The sequence below is a fragment of the Pseudobutyrivibrio sp. ACV-2 genome, from assembly GCF_900107545.1.
Taxonomy (GTDB): domain Bacteria; phylum Bacillota; class Clostridia; order Lachnospirales; family Lachnospiraceae; genus Pseudobutyrivibrio.
In genome coordinates, this window is sequence record NZ_FNQZ01000001.1 from 1 (window position 1) to 24,591 (window position 24,591).

20 protein-coding genes are annotated in these 24,591 nt (G+C 34.2%); all 20 read left to right on the forward strand.

Features of this window, described 5'->3' with window-relative positions:
- A partial coding sequence (locus BLV53_RS00005; protein ID WP_170830712.1) for a UPF0236 family transposase-like protein occupies nt 1–654 on the forward strand: 654 nt, incomplete at its 5' end.
- Nucleotides 655–1,093: 439 nt separating this feature from the next.
- On the forward strand, nt 1,094–2,188 hold the full coding sequence (locus tag BLV53_RS00010) for a hypothetical protein (protein WP_139298908.1): 1,095 nt from the start codon (nt 1,094–1,096) through the stop codon (nt 2,186–2,188).
- Between the two features lie 24 nt (nt 2,189–2,212).
- Nucleotides 2,213–2,701: a hypothetical protein gene (locus BLV53_RS00015; protein ID WP_090295333.1), complete on the forward strand. Its 489-nt coding sequence runs from the start codon at nt 2,213–2,215 to the stop codon at nt 2,699–2,701.
- A 29-nt stretch (nt 2,702–2,730) separates the two neighbouring features.
- Nucleotides 2,731–4,665, forward strand: a complete 1,935-nt coding sequence (locus BLV53_RS00020) for a P-loop NTPase fold protein (RefSeq protein ID WP_090295335.1) — start codon at nt 2,731–2,733, stop codon at nt 4,663–4,665.
- A 32-nt stretch (nt 4,666–4,697) separates the two neighbouring features.
- On the forward strand, nt 4,698–7,265 hold the full coding sequence (locus BLV53_RS00025; protein WP_090295338.1) for a DUF4268 domain-containing protein: 2,568 nt from the start codon (nt 4,698–4,700) through the stop codon (nt 7,263–7,265).
- 313 nt (nt 7,266–7,578) lie between these two features.
- Complete coding sequence (locus BLV53_RS00030) at nt 7,579–8,109, forward strand: hypothetical protein (RefSeq protein ID WP_090295341.1); 531 nt, start codon at nt 7,579–7,581, stop codon at nt 8,107–8,109.
- A gap of 17 nt (nt 8,110–8,126) precedes the next feature.
- Nucleotides 8,127–9,059, forward strand: a complete 933-nt coding sequence (locus BLV53_RS00035) for a DUF4747 family protein (RefSeq protein WP_090295343.1) — start codon at nt 8,127–8,129, stop codon at nt 9,057–9,059.
- A gap of 359 nt (nt 9,060–9,418) precedes the next feature.
- Nucleotides 9,419–10,453 (forward strand): ribonuclease III domain-containing protein, encoded by a 1,035-nt coding sequence (locus tag BLV53_RS00040; protein WP_090295346.1) that lies wholly within the window; start codon nt 9,419–9,421, stop codon nt 10,451–10,453.
- 205 nt (nt 10,454–10,658) lie between these two features.
- Nucleotides 10,659–10,979: a DMT family transporter gene (locus BLV53_RS00045; RefSeq protein WP_090295348.1), complete on the forward strand. Its 321-nt coding sequence runs from the start codon at nt 10,659–10,661 to the stop codon at nt 10,977–10,979.
- Between the two features lie 17 nt (nt 10,980–10,996).
- Nucleotides 10,997–11,569 carry an NUDIX hydrolase gene (locus BLV53_RS00050; RefSeq protein WP_090295351.1) on the forward strand — a complete coding sequence of 191 codons (573 nt, stop codon included), beginning with the start codon at nt 10,997–10,999 and terminating at the stop codon, nt 11,567–11,569.
- A gap of 246 nt (nt 11,570–11,815) precedes the next feature.
- On the forward strand, nt 11,816–12,157 hold the full coding sequence (locus tag BLV53_RS00055) for an arsenate reductase family protein (RefSeq protein ID WP_090295353.1): 342 nt from the start codon (nt 11,816–11,818) through the stop codon (nt 12,155–12,157).
- A gap of 245 nt (nt 12,158–12,402) precedes the next feature.
- Nucleotides 12,403–15,453 carry a DEAD/DEAH box helicase gene (locus BLV53_RS00060; RefSeq protein WP_090295356.1) on the forward strand — a complete coding sequence of 1,017 codons (3,051 nt, stop codon included), beginning with the start codon at nt 12,403–12,405 and terminating at the stop codon, nt 15,451–15,453.
- A 20-nt stretch (nt 15,454–15,473) separates the two neighbouring features.
- Nucleotides 15,474–18,620 carry a sacsin N-terminal ATP-binding-like domain-containing protein gene (locus tag BLV53_RS00065; protein WP_090295358.1) on the forward strand — a complete coding sequence of 1,049 codons (3,147 nt, stop codon included), beginning with the start codon at nt 15,474–15,476 and terminating at the stop codon, nt 18,618–18,620.
- Between the two features lie 9 nt (nt 18,621–18,629).
- Nucleotides 18,630–22,382, forward strand: a complete 3,753-nt coding sequence (locus BLV53_RS00070) for a helicase domain-containing protein (RefSeq protein WP_090295361.1) — start codon at nt 18,630–18,632, stop codon at nt 22,380–22,382.
- Between the two features lie 187 nt (nt 22,383–22,569).
- A complete protein-coding gene (locus BLV53_RS00075; RefSeq protein ID WP_090295362.1) occupies nt 22,570–22,914 on the forward strand; it encodes a hypothetical protein in 345 nt (114 codons plus the stop codon).
- A gap of 11 nt (nt 22,915–22,925) precedes the next feature.
- Nucleotides 22,926–23,228: a hypothetical protein gene (locus BLV53_RS00080; protein WP_090295365.1), complete on the forward strand. Its 303-nt coding sequence runs from the start codon at nt 22,926–22,928 to the stop codon at nt 23,226–23,228.
- Nucleotides 23,229–23,252: 24 nt separating this feature from the next.
- Nucleotides 23,253–23,468 carry a hypothetical protein gene (locus BLV53_RS00085; protein ID WP_090295367.1) on the forward strand — a complete coding sequence of 72 codons (216 nt, stop codon included), beginning with the start codon at nt 23,253–23,255 and terminating at the stop codon, nt 23,466–23,468.
- Between the two features lie 119 nt (nt 23,469–23,587).
- On the forward strand, nt 23,588–23,770 hold the full coding sequence (locus tag BLV53_RS00090) for a hypothetical protein (RefSeq protein ID WP_090295370.1): 183 nt from the start codon (nt 23,588–23,590) through the stop codon (nt 23,768–23,770).
- Nucleotides 23,771–23,842: 72 nt separating this feature from the next.
- Nucleotides 23,843–24,190 (forward strand): type II toxin-antitoxin system RelE/ParE family toxin, encoded by a 348-nt coding sequence (locus BLV53_RS00095; RefSeq protein ID WP_090295372.1) that lies wholly within the window; start codon nt 23,843–23,845, stop codon nt 24,188–24,190.
- Entirely contained in the window at nt 24,187–24,477 is a 291-nt protein-coding gene (locus tag BLV53_RS00100; protein ID WP_090295375.1) for a helix-turn-helix domain-containing protein, read from the forward strand. The genes BLV53_RS00095 and BLV53_RS00100 overlap by 4 nt, the downstream gene beginning before the upstream one ends.
- The last annotated feature ends 114 nt before the right edge of the window (nt 24,478–24,591 follow it).

Consider the following 24,591-nt stretch of genomic DNA (forward strand, 5'->3'; position numbering starts at 1 on the left):
GACGGAGGCGCCTGGATAAAAAGTGGATACAGAGGATTAGCTGATGTCACATTTGTACTTGATGAGTTCCACTTGTCTAAATATGTTTTGAAAATGACAGGCCATATGAAAGATTCTCAGGATGATGCAATAGCAGAAATATATGACTGTATCAGAAGCAAGAAAAAAGCTGATTTTCTTGAAGTAGTAGAAAAACTTAAGGGGTGTACTGATTCAGAAAAGATACAGGCAAAGATAGATAAAGCAGCTCAATATATATCATCTAACTGGACGGCCGCTAAATATAGATTGAGAAAAAGTGAGAGTGTTAAAGCCTGCTCTGCTGAGGGACATGTTTACCATGTATTATCGAGTAGGATGAGTACACAGGCTATGGGATGGAGCAATCTTGGAGCAGGTAAAATGGCTCATTTAAGAGAGTATTATTACAATAACGGAGATATGCTTGAACTGGCAAAGTTCCAAAAAGAAGAAATGCAGGCGGCTGCCGGTGCTGAAGAAGTGGTTCTTAGTGCTTCAGCAATACTTGCATCTGAAAAAGGTAATAGAAGTAAAATGATGATGGAGTATGGAAAATACTCTGAAAGAATACATTCAACGTTGTCACTGCAAAATTCAAAACAGCTTATGTTTTATCTAAATGGAAAAATCTAAAAGGAAACAACACCTAACGGTGTTGCCTTGAATAAAAGTGCTACGCACAGAGTTAATCTTTCATTTGCTTGATTACAGCGTATCTGCTCTGAAATGGGTGTCAAGGATGCTTTGCACCGAAGGCGTTGTCCTTGAACACCCATTTCAAAGCAGATAAAATATCAACAAGCAAACGAAGGATTATTTGTTGTACAAAAAAGTACGCATCAAGCACTAAATCAGAGGCCTTCGTAGCAGGGCTTCCTTTTGAAAGAGAAAAAGAGTAAGATAGTCACAAATCTAATTCTTATCACAAACACACAGGGATTGTCTTTTCTGTGATTTCCGAGAAAAAATTTACGCTGCCATTATAACTAGATTTCGTTGAACGAAATCGGTGAAATGATATACTTTTAATTAGGGTATTTTCTGGAATATTGATATTTATGAAAGGTAGGAGATGGGTAATAAATATTGTGGGAAATTAAAAAAGACTGCGGAGCGGATGGTAATTCGCGATGGACAAACGATATCTTCCGTTCTGATTAACAGTCCTTATAGGACAATAGTGTCAATGTTGTTGTTGCCTTACGCAGGTCTTTATTGCAAAGAGGCAGAAGAGTTTTATGGGAAAAAGGTTGTTTCTCCAGAAATCGATACTCAGATTGTAGACTTACGAAATTCAATCAAGATATTTTGCGGAAAGTATAACGCATTAGAAAGAGAGTTCTTACTTTCAGATGAAGAACAAGATGAATATTTCAAGAGTCTTCTCAGATTTGATTTCGTTAGACAGATGAATATTCATTATAATTTAGGAATATATTTTGATAATGATGGGCATGTTATCGGCAATACTCAGTTAATCAATTTTCATTTGAAAACTGTGACTATGGGGGATTCTGATGCAAGTGTGAAAGTATATAAGCTTGGAAATGCAGTTGGTGTATCTGTTAAGCGTATATTAATGTTTTCGAATACAAAAGTTAACACTTGGATTCCTAAAGGAAATCGAAATTTCTGTGTAGGATATATTGATTATAACTCAAATAATGATAATTCTCCTTTTGTATATGATGGACAAAAAGGGCTAAATCTTTTGATGCTTCATATTCTTGGGTTACTTGGTATATGTAAATATGTGCTTAGAGTTTTTTTTAATGATAACAATCAGTGGTTATATCGTTGTGAATATGTTATTTCTCATAATATATGGACAGGGTTGAGGATAATAAAAGCTCATTATGAACAGGATAAATCACTTGATATCGATTTAGATTTTTTAGCGAAACTAGTCGAGCACGGAAGGAATTTATTCCCATCCTCATATAGAAATTGTATGATGCATTACAATTTAGTTCATGAAGGGGAGCCTTGTATTAAAGAAGAGTATTACAGACCTGACATTCCATTATATGGTTTAGTTGAAAGCTGTTTTTCTGGTAAAACAGCTGCAGAGTATTACAGTGATTTAAGGTCGTATATAGATGAGGTAGAAGATTATCTAATTACTTGGTTTACTTTTGATTATGCAAAAATTCGTTGGGATTTATAGATGTAATGTTGTGAAGGGAGTTTTATGGATTTAAATGGATTAGATAGAGTATTTGCTAATTCTGCAAGGCGGGTTGCGGAAATACATAATGCCATGGATGCAATGAATAGTATTAAAATTGAAGCAGACAAGAAATATGAACGGCGTGAAAAGGAGAACCACGATAATATTGAGTATCTTTCAAAAAGCGCCCAAGAATCGAATCAGATTCTAAGGGAAATGAATGAAATGCTAAGACAGAATAATGCATTACTTTCAGAAAAAAATGAAATGCTTGAGAATTCTTTAGAAGGAATAAATCAGTTATTACAGAATATATTTGATTTGAATACAATAAATAGCGAGGAGCAGAAAGAATTGCTACAACAGGCAAATGCATTAGCTTGTGAAATAGCGGTTTCTCTTGATAAAGGAGAGAAAATAAACTGGAAAGATAAAGCTGCTGATGTGGGGGTTCAAACTGTTGTATCAGCAATAGGATTATTGCTTCGCATGAAGGGAATTATTATTTAATAACGAATAGAATTATTTGAGGGAGAGGTATGACGGAGAAACAGATAGTAGATGAAATTCTTAGATATCTAAAAGATGATACATATAATTATGCGGTTCTTATTGATGGGGAATGGGGCTGTGGTAAAACTTACTTTGCAAAGAATGCTCTTACAGATGCTATAGAAAATCAAGAGGAGCATTGTGGAAGAAAAAGGGCAATAAAATATATTTCACTGTATGGCTGTAAAACAATTAGTGATGTACAAGAGAACATTGCATGGAATTTTGCAGAAAATGCACAGGCTAAAATTAGGGATAGGCTTCATTGGAAAGATAGGGCAGACACAGTTGTTGGAAATGCGGTTAACACATCAAGACAAATCGGAAACATTATCCTGAAAAAGTATTTACCTGAAGCAGCTGTTTATAAAATAGCGGCTGAATGGTTAGACTTGGGGTCATTTATTTTTCTTATAGATGATTTAGAGCGTTGTGAGTGTCCTATTAATGAAGTTTTTGGCTTTTTCAATGAATTAGTTGAACATGAAGATACAAAAGTGATTTTTTTAGCTAATGAGAAAGAAATTTCAGGTTTCGCGGAGAATAATAATCTTGAATTGCAATACCTATTGTCATTGAGTAAAGAGGTCGAATGGCCAAAGGGTGAAGATAGTTTCTTTTATCAGTTAAATAAAAGAAATAGTAATTTGCTTACATTCGACGAGATGGAACGAAGGAGATCATTACTATTTCCACAGAAAGAGGCCAATGGCCAATATAGAAGGGTTAGGGAAAAATTAATTGGTGAATCATTAGAGTATACCCCGGATTTGAATAGCATAATTCCTAAGATGATTGCGCATACCTCTTGTTCAATGGAAGCAAAGGAAATCTTAAAAACTGAACTTGATTATTTCTGTAGTTCTATGAAGAGTTATAGACATTGTAATCTTAGAACGTTCCAATTTTTTATATCAAAGGTTATTTTTCTTTTGGATGAATTAGAAAAAGTCGATGGAATTGATGATGAACTGAAGGCAAAACTGCAACTTCGTATTTCATCTGATACATTTGTGAGTGTAGTGATATATAAATCGAATTATAAGCCACCAAAAGCATCATTAGAATGGCTTAAAGATGAGCAAGAAGAAAAATCGACATTCATAAAAGAGTATATAGAAAATGGAAGATATGATTTTAAGACGTTTAGAGATAATGTTTTTGTTTTACAAGAGATGCTTGCTACACATTTAGATGCGGACGATCCATTTAATATCGTATATCATGAGTACTATACTAAGACTCAGGATGAGTGCGAGAAAGCCTTAAATAGATTAGTACAAAGACTAAGTGAGGGAAGATATCCGACTTCTTTATACGCAAAGATAATTATGGGAACTCAGAGACTTATCGATTTGGGGTTTGCTGAGGCATACATGGATGATATAAAGAATTCCATGCTTAGAAATATTGAATCAAATGGTAATGTAGATAAAATTGATCCAGAATTGTGGTATTTAGATGATAAGGCATTTAAGGAACGAGTATCAGTTCACATTAATGATATAAATGTGGCCATAACTAGTCGTTCTAATGATGCGAAGCAAAAGAGTATTCAAGAATTGTTAAATGAAGATGATTGGGTAAACAAACTGCAGACTTATGTTAATCCTACTAACGAAAGGTTTGTTCAGGATATTTCAGTTTTTGAGAAGGCACCGGTAGAACAATGGATTAAGGCTATTCATAGTGCTACACCAATTGTTATAAATGATTTCAGAAAAGTATTAGGAGAAGTGTATCCTAGAGATGTGCATAGAAAATCATTTGATATAGATAAGACTACGATTCTGGATATAAGAAAACAGTTAGATGAATTGGAAGAAACAGATTTGATAAAAAAAGCTTCGTTGGGGTGGTTAGCATACCAGTTTGATGAAATTATAAGGCAACATATGCCTTTAGTTAACAATGAAGGATAAGAACAAAAATTATAGAAAAAGAATGTAAAAAGATGGACGGAAAAGCAATTCGATTAGTACAATATTTGGAGGGGTCAGATAAACGATTTATTATTCCTGTTTATCAGAGAAATTATTCATGGAAAAAGGACAATTGTAGGCAGCTGTATGATGATTTGATTCGTGTAATAACTAATAAGCGAAAGATGCATTTCTTTGGGAGTATAGTTAGTGTTTACAATAGTTCTTACGAGGAATACTTGGTTATTGATGGTCAACAAAGACTAACAACAATTTCGCTTTTGCTTCTTGCAATACATAATGCTTTGAAAGATGGGAAAGTTAAAAGTGATGATGACAAACTTGAAAGCAGAGTTCTTGATGAATATCTTGTAGATAAATATGAGCCAACAGAAAAAAGAATAAAGTTAAAGGCTGTAAATAAAGATCTTGAAGCATTTACAAAGCTATTTGAAGAGGAACCGGAAGATTACCTTCATGATTCTGATATTACATTAAATTATGAGTATTTCTATGATCGGATTCAAAAAGAGGAAATAACAGCTGATCAATTATTCGATGCAATTAAAAAATTGATGGTTATAAATATAACAGTTAGCCCGGAAGATAATCCGCAATTAATATTTGAGAGTCTTAATTCAACTGGCGTAGATCTGACAGAAGGAGATAAGATTCGTAATTTCATTTTGATGGGACTTGAGCGTGATAAACAGGAAGAGTTCTATAAAAAGTATTGGGTCAAAATTGAATTGAACACAAAAGGAGATAATAACACTGATGTAAGTGCGTTTATTCGTGATTATCTCAGCATGAAAAATCTGGAGACACCTTCGTTAGATAAGGTATATCCCGTTTTCAAGCTTCATGTTCAAGGTAAGGGTATTGAAACAGAAGAGCTGTTACAGGATTTGTTGTATCACTCTAAAAATTATTCTGTATTATTAAAGGCCAATTTTGGAGATGAAGTGGTAGATGCAAGTATTGCAAGATTAAATCATTTAGAAACGGTTGTTTGTAGGCCATTCTATTTAGTTGTTTTAGATCATTATAAAAATGATGAATTATCAATTCAGGATGTTCGTGCAATAAGTAATGTTGTTGAGAACTACCTTTTTAGAAGAAATATATGTGATGTAGCTACAAATGCGTTGAATAAGATTTTCTTGCTATTAGATAGAGATATTTCAAAGCTGGAAGGTAGTTCATATGTTGAGAGGATGAAGTATGTTTTATCCATGAAGAAAGAGAGTGGACGCTTCCCAACTGATACCGAATTTAGGCAGGCGTTATCTGAAAAGCAAGTATATAAAATGCGCGGACGCTATAAGACTTATCTATTTGAGCGCTATGAAAACTGGGGAACGGATGAGATTAAGGATGTATATCAAAGAATTGAATCTGGGAAATACACGATTGAGCATATTATGCCTCAACATCTGACTCCGGCATGGGAAGAAGCTTTAGGACAGGATTATAAGCTGGTTCATGAAGAATGGCTGCATAGATTAGGAAATCTTACTTTGACTGCTTATAACAGCACATATTCAAATAATACTTTTTTGGAAAAACGTGACGCTGAAAATGGCTTTGCTAATAGCGGAATTAGAATGAATATAGAGATTGCCAAGAAGGATAAATGGACATTAGAAGAAATCGAAGAACGTAGTGATAGGATGGTTGAGAAAGCCATATCAATATGGTCTTACCCGTACACTAATTATAAGCCAGCTGAGAAGGAGTTAGAATCTGTTTCATTAGACGATGATGATGTTGATTTGACTGGATGCACTCTTGCTAAGTTTTCATTTAAAAATGCTGAGCAGCCTGCAGAGAGTTGGACGGATATGTATGTTAAAGTGCTGAAAATGCTTCATTCAGATGATGCATCGTTATTGACAAGATTAGCATATGAAAATGATGTTAATGTAGACTTATCTACATATTTTTCCACAAATGAAAATGCGTTCAATAGTAATTCAGAAATTGCAGCAGGCATATATGTACTTACTGGTTTATCAACTCAACAAAAAGCTTCTGTTCTTAGACGTGTTTTTAAATTATATGGAGTTGATGCGTCAGAATTAGTATTTTTTTTGAAAGATCAGGAAACAGAGGAAAAAGCGGTTAAGAGTGAAGCTGCTAGATTTGAGTTAAGAAGACGTTATTGGAGTTTTGCATTGCCATATATTCAGAAAGAGCATGGTGTAAATGGTTCTTTCAGTAATGTTCATCCTGGCAAGGATAATTGGTTATCAGGGTGGTTTGGAATTAGTGGATTCAATGTGAGCTGCGTAGCAAATTATGACTTGGCGCGTATAGATTTTTATATGGGTAAATCAAATAGAGATTTGAATAAACAGGCCTTTGATTTGCTTGTGAAACATAAATCTGAAATTGAAGAAGAATTAGGTGTTTCTCTTAACTGGGATCGAGGTGAAAATATAAAAGCTTCTTTTATATCATATGCCTTAAATGGTGTGAGTATTACAAATGAAACTGATTGGATACGTATGGCAAAATTCCATGCTGAGTGGAGTAAAAAAATATGTGATGTGTTATTGCCATATTTAAAGGATTTGTATCCAGATGTTAAAGCGTAGTTTATTGAAAAAAATAGTCTTATGACGCGGTGTTGTTATAAGCGGGGTAGAGATAGTATTGTAAATACGTTGAAGAATTACTACAACAGTAATACAATAAGTACTGGTCGCATGGCATCTTTCAGGAGGCTTTTTAAGGAGGTTTTATGAAGTGGTTTTATGATATTATCCCTGGCAACGTAAAAAAATATGAGGCAACGAATAAAGAAAAAATTCACAGAATAAAAGTGTATCATTTTTTCTACATTGTGGCTATTGTTCAATAGTATCTACATACTTGGTTTTCTATAACTGCATTGATGAAAATAGAAAATTGTCAGATACCATAGCTCTTGGTTCAATTTTTGCTACGTTTGGCTCTTCAGTGGTTGCTATTTTTTCTATGAGCTTAAATACTCTTTATGATAGATTTTTATCTGATTTTATGATTTTTTCTAAATCACTTGAGCCAGAGAAATATTGGATTCGTTGGTCTTTTATAAAAAGAAAATCGCATCATATTTTATATAACGGAGTGTCTACATATCAAGAATTGACTAATTCTATGGTAAAGTTTAATGTTGGAAGTCATACTATAGAGTTTTTCATTCCAACGATAAAGGAAGATTTTTATGATTTACCTAATTGGAAATCTCTTTTAGTGATGAAAAAAAGAAAAAAAGATTATGAAAGCTATGTTTTAAATAATAGTGAGGAACCAGCAAATGCGCTAATGATATGGGATTGTATTTATGATGAATTGTGTTGTATAGCAAAATATAGAATGGCTAGATTTGCTGTTGTACTTGGAGAAGCATACATATTAACAAGTATTATTATGGCGTTTTTATACAGATTAATATAACTGGGAGGTAAGATTAGTTGGCAGCAATCGCATTATATTTTGGAAAAGTAAACTTAGTGTCAGGAGAAATTAATGGTGTTATATATAATGAAATATCATTAAGAAACATTTTAGAGCAGGTGTCAGTTGCATTAGTAGATGGGATATCTTTTAAAACAGAGAAACCTATAAAAGTTGATGATGAATTTAAGTCAGAAGAAATAGAGTATTCATTAGCAATAAAGGAAAAAAATGATTCTTATGTGAGAGGATATATATATAAAAAATCATATATTCATTACAAAGATTATAATGAGAATACAAAGGATTTAGATTCAAAAAAAATACCAAATACAGAAGGAGTAGAATTTCTTTATGAGTATTATAGAGAAATGATTGCTTACCAGCGTACACAAAGATTTGGATATAAAGAAGTATTAAATGCATTTGAAGGAATTATAAATTGTGCGTGCACAAATAATGGTTTGTCATATAAGTTCTCAATAGCACAATATACAGAAGGACTTGAGCTGGATCAATTAAAAGATTATTTAATTGAGAGACCGGTTCAGGAATTAAATATTAAATATCAAATTCCTAATCCAAACTCAGAATTATTAGATAGTATACGAGCTAATCGTGAAAAAACTATAGAGGAGTTTACTGCTGCAAATTTAACAACTAAAAGTGTGATATATCACACAAATTCGAAGAAGGGAATAAATATAGAATCTGAAATGATTGAAAATGAACTAAATCATATTTCAAGTTTACATAGTGAAATAGATGTAAGTCATGCTTTACGAAATGGTTATGTTGTTGTTGAAGCAACAGACATTAATGGAGTAAAAAAATCTTCGGCTGATATGAGACCGTTAATAAAGCATATTGATGAAAGCATTGATTTTATGGAAGCTGCGCATAGTACTATTACGGCGTCAGTTGAACGAGAGATAAGAAAAAATCAGTAAGAAGATTTTAATTGTTAATGAGAGATAATAGTATATAAGCTTGTGATTATTTGGTCATAAGTTTATATACAAAATTACTCTTCGCTCAGAAAATTTCATAATAATGATGATGTTTTCGACTTTTTCGTTGTGCGAATCTAAAAAATAGTTATAATTGTATATGTAGATGTTGTAAGGTATAAAAGCTTAAATTGAAGACAATGTATCTGTTTATTTATTAGTGTTTATGCAAGTGGGCATTAGTAAATAGTTTGAAGCAAAGAATTTAATTTAATCTTATTAGGTCTGGCAAGTCTTTTTGTGATATCAAAATGCCAGGCTATTATTATGCCTTCTTATAGCAAAAGGAGGTGTCTATTATGGATAGAAACGATATTTCTGCTATCCAAAAAATCATTGGTTATGAATTCCATAACAGCGACTTGTTACAGCAAGCATTTATTAGAAGGTCTTATTCTAAGGAAAAGGGCGGAGAGAATAACGAGGTCCTTGAGTTCATAGGAGATAAGGTCTTAGATTTGATTGTTGTAAAAATTCTCTCAGAAGAATTTGGCTCTATAACGAGCGGAGACTTTCATGAGTTTGCATCTGAATATCAAGAGAATAAGCTCACTGAGATAAAGAAGCGTCTTGTTGAAAAGGATACACTTGCAAATTGTATGGATGACCTTGGATTAGCTGATTACCTAATTATGGGTGAGGGCGATCGAAAGAATCACGTTGAGAATTCGCCTTCTGTAATGGAGGACTTATTCGAGGCAATTCTTGGTGCTGTAGCTATTGATTCAAATTATGATTTACAAGCTTTACAGGATGTAGTTGAACTTATGCTTAATCCAGAGACTTTGATTTTTGAGGATGAAATCAATTATATTCAAGAAGTTCAAGATTGGAGTATTCGAAGAACAGGAGAATTACCTGAACGTGAATTTCAAGTAAACTATGGATATTATACGCCTAATCCAGCAATATTAAATCCACATTCTCCAGGAGTAAATGAAAGACATACTTGTTACGTTACTGTGGATGGCGTAAAAAAAGCTGTTGGACATGGAACATCTAAAGTAAAAGCTCATGAAGAAGCTGCGAAAGCAATCTATGATTATTTAGATGAAAATAATATGCTTTATACCATTCAGGATGAAATTGATGAGCCATCACTGAATATGGCAATTAATCAGCTTGAAACACTTGCGCGAAGGGGCTATTTTTCCTTGCCAGAATATACAGCTGAAGAACACCACGATGAGAATGGTAATCCCATTTGGCATGTGGAATGTCATATTGAAGAGGTTGAATATTACTTTGATGCAGAGTCTTCCTCAAAGAAGCAGGCAAAGAAACAAGCGGCTTATGATATGTTGATGTACGTTTTGGATGAGGAGGAACGCTAGCGAATGTTCGATGATGACGATGACTTATGGTAAACATATTCATGAATGCATGATTATTGACTCTGCCTAGTAGTATGCGTTATCATCACATCAATTAAACAAACAGGCGTCCATTGCTACCGAGTAGTGGGATTCACGTCATTCCTTTACCGTTAGGTCTTAGCAGGTGGAGGAATGGCGTATTTTATTATGTGGAGGTTTTTATATGAAGTGGAGTTATCTATTGATTGCCGGAGCGTTGGAAATCACCTGGGCTGTGGCAATGAAAATGTCAAACGGATTTACGGTATTGATTCCATCGATTGTTACGGGAGTGGGCTACATAGCCAGTGCAGTATTTTTGGCAATTGCACTGAGACAGTTGCCGTTGGGTACCGCCTATGCTATGTGGACGGGAATGGGAATCCTTGGAACGACGCTGCTTGGCGTAGTTCTTTTTCATGAAAAACTGTCGGTTCCACAGGTCATATGTGTTATTCTTATTGTAGTTGGAATTGCAGGACTTAAGATTCTTGCAAAAGAATGAGAATAAAAGGGAGCAACATGGCAGAAGAAATTTTTGATATCGTAGATGAAAACGGGCAGCCTACAGGCGAAACAGTGACCAGATTACAGGCGCACGCTGAGGGTATTAGACATAGAACAGCTCACATATGGGTGGTTCGTGAAAAGGAAGATAAGACAGAGGTTCTGCTGCAGAAGAGAGCTATGAATAAGGATTCTTTTCCAGGCAGATATGACACTTCATCAGCTGGGCACATTCAGGCTGGAGACGAGCCATTGGAATCCGCAGTCAGAGAATTGTCTGAGGAGCTTAGTATCCAGGCGGATCTTGATGATTTGCATTTTGCAGGAACATTTTCAATTCAGTATGAAAAGGAATTCCATGGAAAGCCATTCAAGGACAATGAAATAGCATTTGTCTATGTCTATGACGAAGAGGTAAGAATCGATGATCTTACCATCCAAGATGAAGAACTGGACAGTGTAGAGTGGTTCGATTTGGAAGAAGTGTATCAGGCTTGTCAGCCACCGAGAGATGAGAAGCTATGCGTTCCTACGGGCGGATTTGAGATAGTACGTAAGCGCCTTTCTTGCAGAGTGTTAAACATATGACCAGTTTATTAAGAAGGATGGATTGTCAGGTGGATATGGAAGAAGGTCTTCTGGAAGTTCATATGTTATCACTAAATTAATCAAATGGTTTGTAATCCTATTTGTTGTCTGCTTATTAGATGTAATTATTTGCGACATAGGCAGATACTAACTATATTAAATAATCACTATTTGTAGTGAAATATAAGTGGATCACTTTCAAGCTAGCGGAGGTGGCTCAAAATCAAATCAGCGCACGGAGGTTTTATGAATATACAAATTTTTGGCACGAAAAAGTGCAACGATACAAAGAAAGCTGAACGCTTTTTCAAGGAGCGTGGCATCAAATATCAGTTTATCGATATGAAAGAAAAAGGCATGAGCAAGGGGGAACTAACATCAGTTGCTTCTGTTAATGGTGGTATCGCAAATATGGTTAACGTAAATGCGAAGGACCAGGATGCTGTTGCCTTATTTCAGTATATTGCGGATGAAGACAAACTGGAGAAGCTTCTTGAGTCTCAGCAGATTATCAAGACACCAGTTGTAAGAAATGGAAAGCAGTCTACACTTGGCTATCAGCCAGATGTATGGAAAAAGTGGGAGTAACCGTACAGAAGCTTGTCATTGATTCCCATCGGCAAAGCCGATTACAATCCTTCCTTAGTGTAGGTTCAATTATAGATTTCGAGTAGTGAAAAGTCTTGCAGTGGCAATAAATCAGCTACAAATTCAATTACTACCAGTTAAAGAAATGTAAAAGTAAAAGTGAAAGTATTATTTAGCCATAATACTTTCACTTTATTATGTTAAGCTGAATTATTATAAGATTATATTCGTGAGGGGTATAACAAATGGCTAAGTATTTACAAGGTCAACTCATAGTTCTTAAATCTGATAAAAGTGTAGAAGGTGCTATAATGCAAGTTATTGAGGGCACGCCAGAAACACGTTACCAGGTTTTTACAGCTAGTGGTCCGCAGATTTACTATGAATCTCAGTTAGAGGATAAAAAAGATTTATCTAATCAGTTAGAGCAGGTAGATGTTGAGAGATTCAATGCTGGACTAACAGCATCATTGATTAGAAATCCATCGTTGTCATCATTGTATTCGTTGAATGCAGCTAAAATAGATTACATTCCACATCAGTTTAGGCCAGTTCTTAAGTTTATACGTTCTGACAGACCACGTATTCTAATTGCAGATGGTGTTGGTGTAGGTAAGACAATTGAAGCAGGTCTTATTTTAAGAGAGATGCAGGCCCGAATGAATCTGGAGTCTGTTTTGATAATTTGCCCTCGTCCACTAGTTGCGGAGCGCAAGTGGGAAAGTGAAATGAAACGTTTTGACGAGGAATTTACAGCTTTAGATGGTGAAACATTTAGATACTGCATCAAAGAAATGGACATGGAAGGTGATTGGCCTGATAAGTACAAGAAATGCATAATTCCATATTCTCTTTTTGATGATTCAAATATTAACGGTTCAAACAATGGTAGCCGTGCTAGATTAGGATTAACTGAAGTAGATCCACCTAAATTTGATTTAGTAATTGTTGATGAGGCTCATCATATCAGAAATACCGCCACATTTGGTTATAAGGCAGTTGAATATTTTGTTGATTGCGCGGAAGCAGTAGTATTCCTTACAGCTACACCTGTGCAGTTAGAGCAGGATGATTTGTTTGTGCTGCTTAATTTATTGCGTCCAGAATTAATTATTGATAGAAATACATTCCATGACATGGCTGAGCCTAATCAATATATTAATGCAGCAGCTATTGCTATTCGCGCTATGAAGGATGGTTGGCAAGAAACAGCACTTGAGGCTATAAAAAATGCTTGTGTTACTAGTTGGGGGCAGAAAGTTTTCACAGGAAATCCAATTATCAAAAGAATTATTCAGACACTGCAATCAGACGGGATATCTGCAGAAGATAGAGTCCAGCTTATCACAGATATAGAAAATTCTCATACATTCTCAAATATTATCAGTAGAACTAGGCGTAGGGATATTGGTGAGTTTACAGTACGTAAGCCATTTACAAGATCTATTGAATTTACACCTGCTCAGAAGCAATTGCATGATGGTATTTTGGATATTATTCATCAGATTTTTTCAGCGATTTATTGTACCGACAATACTAAATTCATGATGACTACAATAAGGCGCCAGACAGCAAGCTGCTTGTTTGGTCTTGTTCCTATGCTTAATGATATTTTGTACAAGCACGTTTATGAGCTCGTTGATGATGGCGAAGACTATGGCATCTCTATGGATAAAGAGAAAGATGCTAAGACTATTATTGAAAAGATTAAGGACATTATTGAATTAGCGGAGAGGCTTCCAGAGGATGATCCCAAACTAGAGGATATGCTTAAAATTGTAGATGCAAAGCTGGCTTCCGATAAGCCTAAGGTCATGATATTTAGTAGCTTTAAGCATACGCTTAACTATATTTATAAAAAGCTGATTTCAAGAGGATATAGAGTAGGTCTAATTCATGGTGATGTTCCAGATGAGGAGAGACGTAGCCTCCGTGAAAGATTTAATCCTCAGCAGACACCATCGGATAATCCATCAGCAATTGATGTATTACTTTTTTCAGAAGTTGGTTGCGAAGGTTTGGATTATCAATTCTGTGATTGCATGATTAATTATGATTTGCCATGGAATCCAATGAGGGTTGAACAGCGTATTGGTCGTATCGATAGAAATGGTCAGACAAGCGAGAGTGTGTCAATCTATAATTTGATTACTCCAGGAACTGTTGATGCAGACATTTATGACAGGTGCCTTATGAGAATCGGTGTTTTCCATAGTTCAGTAGGTGATTGCGAGGATATCCTTGGCGATTTAACAAGTGAGATTAAACGCATAGCAGAAGATTTTGAACTTACAGATGAGGAACGTAGGGCAAAGCTTCAGCAGCTTACTGATAACAAAGTCAGATACCTAAAAGAGCAAGAGGAACTTGAAGAGAAGCAGAGAGATTTATTTGGTATCAACATGCCTCAGAATGCTTTTGATGAAGAGGTAAAAGATGCTACTAATTATTGGTTATCAGCTGAGAATATTCAAAACCTTGTTAGTGTTTATTTAAAGAATAGAACTGGAGAGGATAAAGATTATTTTTTAGGTGATAAGGAGCTGAAGACACTCAGATTATCTAAAGAGGCAAGACAGCTTTTACTAGATGATTTTAAGAATGAAAAGTTCAAACGTAGTGAGATGACTCGTTCCTGGGAAAAGTGGCTAAAATCAGGAGAGCAGCATATTCAAATAACATTTGATAACAACTGTAGTAAAGAGAATCCGAGAGTGATGTTTATAAATATTACTCATCCACTGGTTAAACAGGCTGCAGACTATCTTCAGAGCAAGGGTAAAGTTGTTTCTACACTGAAAGCTAAGACGAATGAAGTGGCACCTGGAGTATACCCATTTGCTATTTTCCAGTGGAAGCTTTCAGGAGATAGAGAAGATATTCAAATGAAGCCTATATCTGCTAACGATGAATTGAATAAGGTGATTTTTGATTTACTAAAGACAAGCAGGCAGGCTTCTATAGATGTAAATATGACAGAACATGATTGGGAAGCTGTAGAAACAGTGCATCATCAAATATGGGAAGAGGCGTTAGAAGAACATAAAAGTAAGACACGCGAGATGATTCTTTACAAGGAAAGTAGTTTGAAAACTAGCCATAATGCTCGTATGGCTAGTCTTGAGGAGTCGTTACATAAGAGTAGTAATGCTACTAGAAGAATGCTTCAAGAAGGAAAAATCAAACGTGCAGTAGATGACTTTGAATATCATATGGCAAAACTGGAAGAGGCTAAGGAGAAGGCTGATATTTTATTTGAGTTGCTTTCATATGGATTACTTGAGGTTGAAGCTTAATAATTAATTGGAGTTCAATAATGGATTTATATGAGAAGATAAGGCAAGATAGCAAAGTTAAATATGGAACTGAAGTAAGCAATTATATTCAGCTTATTATTCAGCAGTATAGTGATCGTACTCACTTTATCTATGAGCTTTTGCAGAATGCTGAAGATGCGGGTGCTACATATATAAAGTTTCATTTATTCCAAAGTAATCTCACTCTTTATCACAACGGAAGACCTTTTAACGAAGCAGACATAAATGGTGTCTGTGGTATTGCAAGGGGAACAAAAGGTGACGGCACACGCATAGGTCACTTTGGAATTGGATTCAAAGCCGTCTACGGATATACCATGAATCCAGAAATTTATTCTGATAATTATTGCTTTAAGATTGATAGTTTTGTAAATCCGTATGAAATAAAGGGAAAGCCAGGCTTAGCTGCAAAGGAAACTTGTATGATATTGCCATTTAATAATGAGGCAGTATCAGAACAAATTGCTTTTAGAGAAATAAAAGATGCGTTACTACATAAAATTAGTGCTGAAAGTATACTTATTCTTGACTCAATAAAAGATATTGAGATAAAGATTGAGGGAATGCCCGAAACCATCAGCATAAATAAAGAGAAGAGAGCTATAGATGGAGATAATGTTTACGAGTTAAACCTATTATCAGCTCATGGTGATAGAGAACAAGAACAGAACTATTTGTTCTTTACTGATGCAGAGAAAGAGGCTAGTGCTTTAATCTTTAGAGTAGATAATAAAGAGATTCAAGCAGTAAAGAACAGCAAAATATACGCATTCTTTCCAACAGCAAAAGAAGCGCATCAAAATTTTTATATACATGCCCCATTTGATACTACACCAGCCAGAGATAACTTCAAAGAAGGCGAAGACTTTGGTAAGCATAATATCAAGCTTGTAAATAATATTTGCAGACTTATTCAGTTTACATTTATTTGGCTAAGAGATAATGGATATTTGACTTTCGAAGCTTTAAACAAGGTCTATCCAATATATGAGTATGAAGAAACTGATTTACTGTATGCCATATATGAAAATAGTATAGATTTTATTAAATCAGGAGAGCCATTACTTCCAACAAATACTGAAGGTGTTTTCAAAAGCATAAATGATATCTGTGTTCCAGAAAACATGGGAATAGTTAATGTTTTCAATGATGAGGATCTTCAAAGAATAATTGGTAATCACAAAATCTTTTGGCTTTCTAAAGAAATATCAACAAGAGAATACGTTGATTTTAAGAAATTTTTGGATAAGAATTTTGAGTTTAAGACATACGAATGGCGGCATCTTGTCCTAAAGCTTACCGCAAGATTTCTAGAAGCGAAAAGCATAACGTGGCTTGAAAGACTATTAGGAAATATAGAAGGATTTTGTGTAAAGAGAATAGACAACAAGAGTCATTATATGAATGTGTCAGCTATTCCATTTGTGAGGTTAAATAGTGGACGCCACATATGTGCCAAAGAAGATGGCAAATCTCTTGTTTATATCAATAATCCTTCCTCAGCCCCATATAAGATTGACAAAGCCTGCCTAGAAAATGACAGTATTCGCAGTTTTTATGAACGTGCTCTTAACGTATTTCCGTATAATATTGAACAGGATACTATCGATAAGATCTTGCCTAAATATGATTCTCCTGATGTTAAGTTTAAAACAGATAATCATATCAGAGAAAACATTCAAGACTTGAATCAGATTAAGGATGCCTTGCAAACTAGCCCTTATATGATAGATGCAATTATTAATCGATATCTGGTTACGGACGGTCAAAATTGGTATAGACCAAGTGATTTATATATTCGCAGTAATGATGTTAGATGTGGCTATGATCTAGTAAGAGGAATAATAGACATAAAGTATCTTGCTAATAGTTATTTTGATGATACAGTTCTGAATGTTTCTCTTGATGAGGATTTCTTTAAATCTATTGGATGTCCAAAAGGATTAAAAGAATTGAATGTATCTAGAGAAGAGTATATAAGTAAGGTTAAAAAATACTGTGGAAAAGATATCGCTTTAGAATTAAAAACACGTGTTGTAGACAAAACATATATTTCTGAAAAATGGGGGTGGAGTTTTTCTTTTGAAGGATTTCCGCAGATATTTACTGATATTACACAAGAAAAATCCAACAATATTGCTAGGTTTCTTAATGCAAATGAGCCTTACTTTACAATTAATGGAAATCTTGTAGGTTCAGATAGTAAATCATTTTCCGGTAATAGTGTAGATGGAATGGATGCTTACTCAATGTTAGGACTCTATCTGTGCTTCGAAAAATGGGTATATATTAAGTCAGACGATGAGGCGCATAGACCAATTGATGTAGATAGAGATGATTTATTAGATTTCTATAAGGCTTCCAAAAGAATTATTGATGCTCTTCCATTTAAAGAGACTAACTCTGAATTAGAAGAGCTTTTAATTGAAAAAATGGGGGCTAATAATGCTGAAGTTGCCAAGTTTATTCAAACGTTAATTAATAATCCAGAAGAAGCGTTAAGCTATAAGCGAGCCAAGGAAAAAAGTGAAGCTAAATTAGCAGCCCAAGAAGAAAAAAAGCGCAGTTTAAAAGATAGATTAGAAAGCAGTGATAGAGCGCAGCGTGAGGCTGTCAAGGGTAGGGAGTTTGAATCTAATCCAATTTCTGAGAAAGCATTAGAAAAACGTTCTAAGAAATTGGAAGAAGAGTTGGCTGCTTCTTTAGACAACCATATTAATGTTACAAGGGGAGTTCATTTCGCACGACGTGACTGTAACCTAGAGGAAAGGATGTTTTTAAAGGAGGAATATGAAGGCTATTGCCAGATATGTCAGAAAAGAATTGTTAAGTATGATGGTTCTTGTTACTTTGAGGCAATAAATGTCATTAAGCAAAGCACAATTTATGACGAGCTTGCTAATAGTTTTGGTCTGGGTTGGAATTCACTGAGTCTTTGTCCCAATTGTGCAGCTGAATACAATTATTGCTCAAAAAAAATTTCTTCTATATATGAGCAGGTTATGTCTACTGAAATAGAACCAGAATCAGAAGAATTCATTGATATTGATGTGGAAATCCCAGAGGGAAAACAACGGACGATTAAGTATAGTCCACGCCATTTCTTGGCATTAAAAAAAGCCTTTGAAGTATTAGCAAAGGAATAAGGGATTTTTATGGCGCTTAGTTTTTTTACTCAAAGAGATATTGATAATTTTGATTTAAATAATATTCCAGAAGAGTTTGTTAATTATTTTAATGGGTTATCAGATGAACGAAAATCTGGGATTATTTCTTCGCGCCCAGAATTAGGACCAGCTCTTGGTTATAGTCAAAAAGCATCTTTTGATAATGCTGCGGTAGAAGATGATTTTATTGAATCTAATGAGGACATCTTAGAAAGTGATTTTGAAGATAACAATCAGGGTGAAGTGGTAATAGAAAAAACAGATATTGAATCGCAAGAGGAATCAGATTCAGTTCGTTTGAAGGATATAGCCAATAATATTTATGAGTACATTGATTTTTCTATGTATTTAAATAAAGATTTGAATCCATTTGAAGCATTAATTATTTCAAACGGGCAGAAAAAGTGCCGCATTCATAGAAAATCATTCAGTAATCTTCAATTTAAATATAAGGCTGAACGAGGGGGCGTTTATGGCGTAGCCCCTTTGTATTGTGATGAATGTAAGCGTCTGTTCTTAGAACAAGATAGAAGTTCTACTGTTGAGAAAGCTCTGACAGAGCGAAACATTCAAGTGAAGTTGTACTCATTAGAGTTAACCAAAGCATTTATTAATTCATGCTTACCTGTAATTGAAATAACATCTGAATCTGAGATATATTTTCCAGATTCTTGGGTGGAAGATAATCCAATGTGTCAGATTCATCATGAACCACTTGATGAAAGTGATTGCATTATAGGCGCAGAGGAAAATTGTATTAAGTTAAAGGTTTATTATTGCAGCACCTGTGACAAATATCTATTGCGTCGTTCTGCTGCTTTAGATTTAGAAGAGGAATGCTCATCTAAAGGTATACCAATGCCAATAATAAAGCCATTGGTGGCTAAGAGTGTAAATGCCAAGCAGATTTTTAATCGAGATATTATTCCGGATTTCTTTATCCAAGAAGGTGAACAGTTTAATTACAAATATGGTAAGAATGATGAAATAGTTAATCTTTCAGAGAATGATACTATTGTTGTATCTGATTCTATATATTGCAGCTTATCTGGTCATGATTGTGTTGAAACCATGGCTAACTTTGTTGTGGAATTAAAGAAGAAGAGCCATGTAAAGAAGAACTATGTTTGTTCTGTTGGTTATTGTAGTCAATGTAATAAATATTATTTAGCAGAGGAAGACTATAAAGTTGTATATTCTTTAGGACGTCCAGAAGTTAATGTCATAAGTGATATAGAGGATGCAGGTTATCAAATTACATCTGGTGAAGTATTTGAACTTGAAAAACAACATTTAGACGATTTAGAAAACGAATTTGATGAAATTACAGATTCAATTCATGATGCTAAGGATTATGCTAATCAATATGCAACATATAAAGGTGGCTATGATGAGGGAGGACTAAGTGTAGCCAAAGAGCGCAGCAAGAGAAAGTATGGAAAAAAGCTTGGCGATATAGATAAATATAGAGCAAAACCATATTCTTATCGTGTCGATATTACATTTGCTGGTAAAACAGAAGTTTATTACATAGGTGCTGATGATATTGAATTTGAAGACGGAAAACGCGTCTATTCTTTCAATAGTGATTTTGGTAGACAGCTTGTGAATATTAGAAATATCAATATTATCAAAGATGGAAAGCAGTATGATATTGCGCTTACTAGACAATTTGATATCGAGGCTGCTCAACTATATGGTTATGCGAATTTAAGAACAAAAGATGATTTAATATTTAGAGAAGGTATCACAGATCCATTCCTTGTAAAGGTATTAAAGTTAAGAAAACAACAGCATAGTTTGGTTGATATTATAGCTACAGTTCAGGAGAATCAGAATGCAATTGTAGATGAAACTCTTTATAGTAATTTAATCGTACAAGGATGTGCTGGCTCTGGTAAGACAATGGTTCTACTTCATAGATTATCAGCTCTAAAATACAATCATCCTGAATTTGCTTTCGAAGATGCAGTTATTTTAACTCCGAATGAACAGTTTAATCTTCATATTCAGGGGTTGGCAGAAGGATTACAGCTTGGTAATATTCGAAGATTATCTATAGAAGAATATTATCAAGAAGTATTATTAGACTATGATGAAGCTTTTGTTCCATCGTCTAGGGTGGCTAATGAAATAAATGTAAATCAGCAATTTGTAGATTATATATATTCCGATGAATTCATAACAAAGATGAACGAGGCATTTGTCGAAGGTTTAGATGAACGAGGAACTTTAGGAGAAATGCTCGATAGTGTATGCTCATTTTTTAATGAGAATACCATAGATTTTGATAAATATTCACCAAGTGAATTGATGCCAGCTATTAAGCAGAAAAATGTCCATTTTGAAGCAATTGTAGCTGCTCAAGATCAGGAATATAAAGTTGTCAAAGACAAATATGACAATTTATTATCTGAACTTGAGAAAATTAATAAGGAATTACCAAAGGCAAAGAAGAGAGCAAATAATATTGTGAAGGAGGTAATTCCATCTGTATACTTTAAGCTAAGTGAATATGATAGTAATCATGAGAAAGGAATCTATGGAATACAGTCAGAATTAAAACGTTTGCAAGAAGAAGTAAAAAAGACGGAATCACAGTTCTTACCATTTGGGAGAAAAGCTAAACTTGAGGAACTAGATCGTGAAATAGATAAAATCAAACGGCATCGTGCAAATATAATAAAAAAGTTTAAATTAGCGAATGAGGAACTAGCGGAAGATTTAAGTGAATTATCAGATGAAGAGATTATTTCATGGATACAAAAGGTGACATTGTATGTTCCTGAAGTAATGGATGAAGTAAGGCAATGCGTGAATATCAAAAATGCCTATAAAAATCTACAAAAACAAAAGGAAGATACATTAGCACTAACCCTAGAAGAAAATACAACAATGTTGCAAATGGAAAAGAATCTTTATCCAGATGAAATTAAAAAGGCTATAGTATATATTTCTTCAAAAATAGACGAGTATTCTGATTATAATTTTTATTTTAAAGTTTTTGAAGCTGCGACATCAGGATTTCTTAAAGAACACAAATTAAAATCGCTTAAGGGGATTCATAGATATGATTTATATGCAAGAATTCTATTCTGTATAAAATACTATGGAAAAGTAAATGGGACATTAAAGCTTGTATGCGTGGATGAGGGCCAAGATCTTGCATTGAACGAATATAAGATTATTTCGTCAATCAATCAGAATAAGCTATTGTTTAATATTTTTGGTGATACAAATCAATTGCTTAAGCCAGGACGAGGGATATCTGATTGGTCTTCGTTAAAGAACCAATTTGACATGAAAGAATTTGTTCTTAACGAGAATTACCGAAATACTAATCAAATTACAAGATTTTGTAATGATAGCTTTGATATGAAAGTTATGCAAACAGGTGTAGATGGACCTAGCATAAAAGAAATCCGACGAGTTGAATTAGAACAAGAGCTGTCAAATACACCTATTGTAACCGAAAGGGTTGCTATTTTACTCCCCAGGTCTGTACGTAAAACTAGCTATATTAAGAAAGATTTATTACCTACAAAAATATCAAGACTCATTAGTAATAAGATTGATAATGGTCTGATTTCCCTAATGTATGTAGATGAGGTAAAAGGTATTGAATTTGATAGAGTATATGTCATTTCCAATAAGATGACAAAGAACGAGAAGTATATTGCCTTTACTCGTGCACTTACGGAATTGATCGTTGTTGTAGATAATAACATTACTGCAAAATAACATATTTAACCGAAAAGCTTCTGACAGAATACTTTGCAGGAGCTTTTTTGAATAATGACTATAAATTGTGGAAAAGATTAGTAAAATCAAGGCTTTGAGCTGTCCGATAAACCGCGCTAAGATTTGATAATCTATAATCACAAAGAAACAACCAATTGATTAAGGAGATTATCCTGGAGGTAGCACAATGAAAAAGACAATTATTAGCGTATTTGTAATCGCATTAGCTTTTACATTTATAGCACCTATACCAACTCAGGCCAAGACAAAGAGCACCACTAGTTATTCTACATCTAAGTCAAAGTCTACAAGCAAGAGCAAATCATCTAAGAGTAGCCAGTCAAATAGTAAGTCTAAAAGCAAATCATCAAGTAAATCTAAGAAGCATGATTCGTATAATAGCAGCCGTTACAAAGATGCAGATAGTTTTGCAGAGGATTATTACGAAGAGTTTTACGACTACGAAGATTACGAAGATGATGACGATGCTTATGATGGCGCAGTAGATTATTGGCACGATATGAATGATTAGTGAGGAGCGATATGAGATATAAAGTTACACAGACAGAAACAGTTGAATATGTGCTTGAAGCAAAAAATGAGGAAGAGGCATGGGAGTTCATGAAATGCTGTACTACTAGAGAGTTAAGAGCATTGAAGCATGACATAAAAACTCAATACAGTGCAGCTATAGTTGAAAAAACTGTTATGCCTGCAGATTTTCATTATGAGGATGAGGTGCCTGAAATATTTGATGATGTACCGGATTTCCTTTTACATAATAGTAATAATGAAGATACTGAAAAATTTGCTGAGGATATTGATTTATCCTTACCTTTTAATTAAGTGTTTTTTTTAGGAGGTATCCCTATGTTTCCAGGAAGACCAGTAAGAAATGTAGATGAAATGGCTTTTGATTTCGATGGTGATGATTATCTTGATCCTGCAGAGGAAGCAGAAATGGCGCGTTATCTTGATGATGACAAAGAAGACGAAGATGATGACTTTGATGAGGACATGGAAGATGAGGATGAAGATGACTGGGATTTAGATGATGGGGATGATTTTGACGGCGATGACTGGTAAGAGCATTTTCTAAAAAATAATTCAGTTTTTAGTGGTGACTATATTTCTTATAATTGAATCTAATTTATTATAATGGCTGCTGGGCTTGACTCAGCAGCATATTTTAAAAGGAGAAAGTTATGAATAAAAAAGATCAAATGACAGTAGAAAACTTTGTAAGCACAGGTATGGATTTAGAAACCTTATATATTTGTTTTAAAGATTTCTCTAAAGAGGAAATTGCTGACATTTACAATAATTATAAAGAAAATCAGGTTAATGTTAATACGGATAGTACTGGTGTCAGCATTAATTGTTCTTAATATAATAGAATTGTATTTGTATTGACAATATGTTTAATACGACATATTATAATGTTAAGAAAGAGGAGAATTATGTACGAAATTGAGTTTTATGATACCGAGGATGGTCGGTGCCCGGTGCAAGAGTTTTTAGATGATTTAGATCCAAAGATGCATGCTAAAACACTTAGGACTATCGACTTATTGGAGGCTAATGGACCAGCTCTTAGAGAACCTCAGTCAGGATCGATGGGTGATGGTATTTTTGAATTGAGAACAAAGCAAAGTTCAAATATTACAAGAATCTTTTATTTCTTTTTTGTAGGTAAAAAGGCTATCTTGACAAATGGGTTTATTAAGAAAACACAGAAAACACCCAAGGCGGAATTGGAATTGGCTAAAAAATATAAAGCAGATTACGAACGGAGGTATTGTAAATGAGTAGCTACAAGGAATATAAAGAAAAAGTTCTGAAGAATCCTGAGATTAAAGCAGAATATGATGCGTTAGAAGCAGAATATGATATTATTCAGGCTATGATTGATGCCAGAAACAAACAACATATTACCCAAAAAGAATTAGCTGAAAGAACAGGAATAACTCAGGCTGATATTAGTCGTATTGAGAATGGTACAAGAAATCCAAGTTTAGCAATGGTAAAACGTATTGCTGAAGGATTAGGAATGCGTCTTAAGCTTGAATTTGTTCCTACTGCAGCGAAACAATAATATTGTGTTTTAAATTAACCATGGTCGTTTGGATCATGGTTTTATTATTATGTTATGTCAACATGCAACCCTAAAGAATAGTAATATAAACGGAAAACCATGGGTATTTTTTAT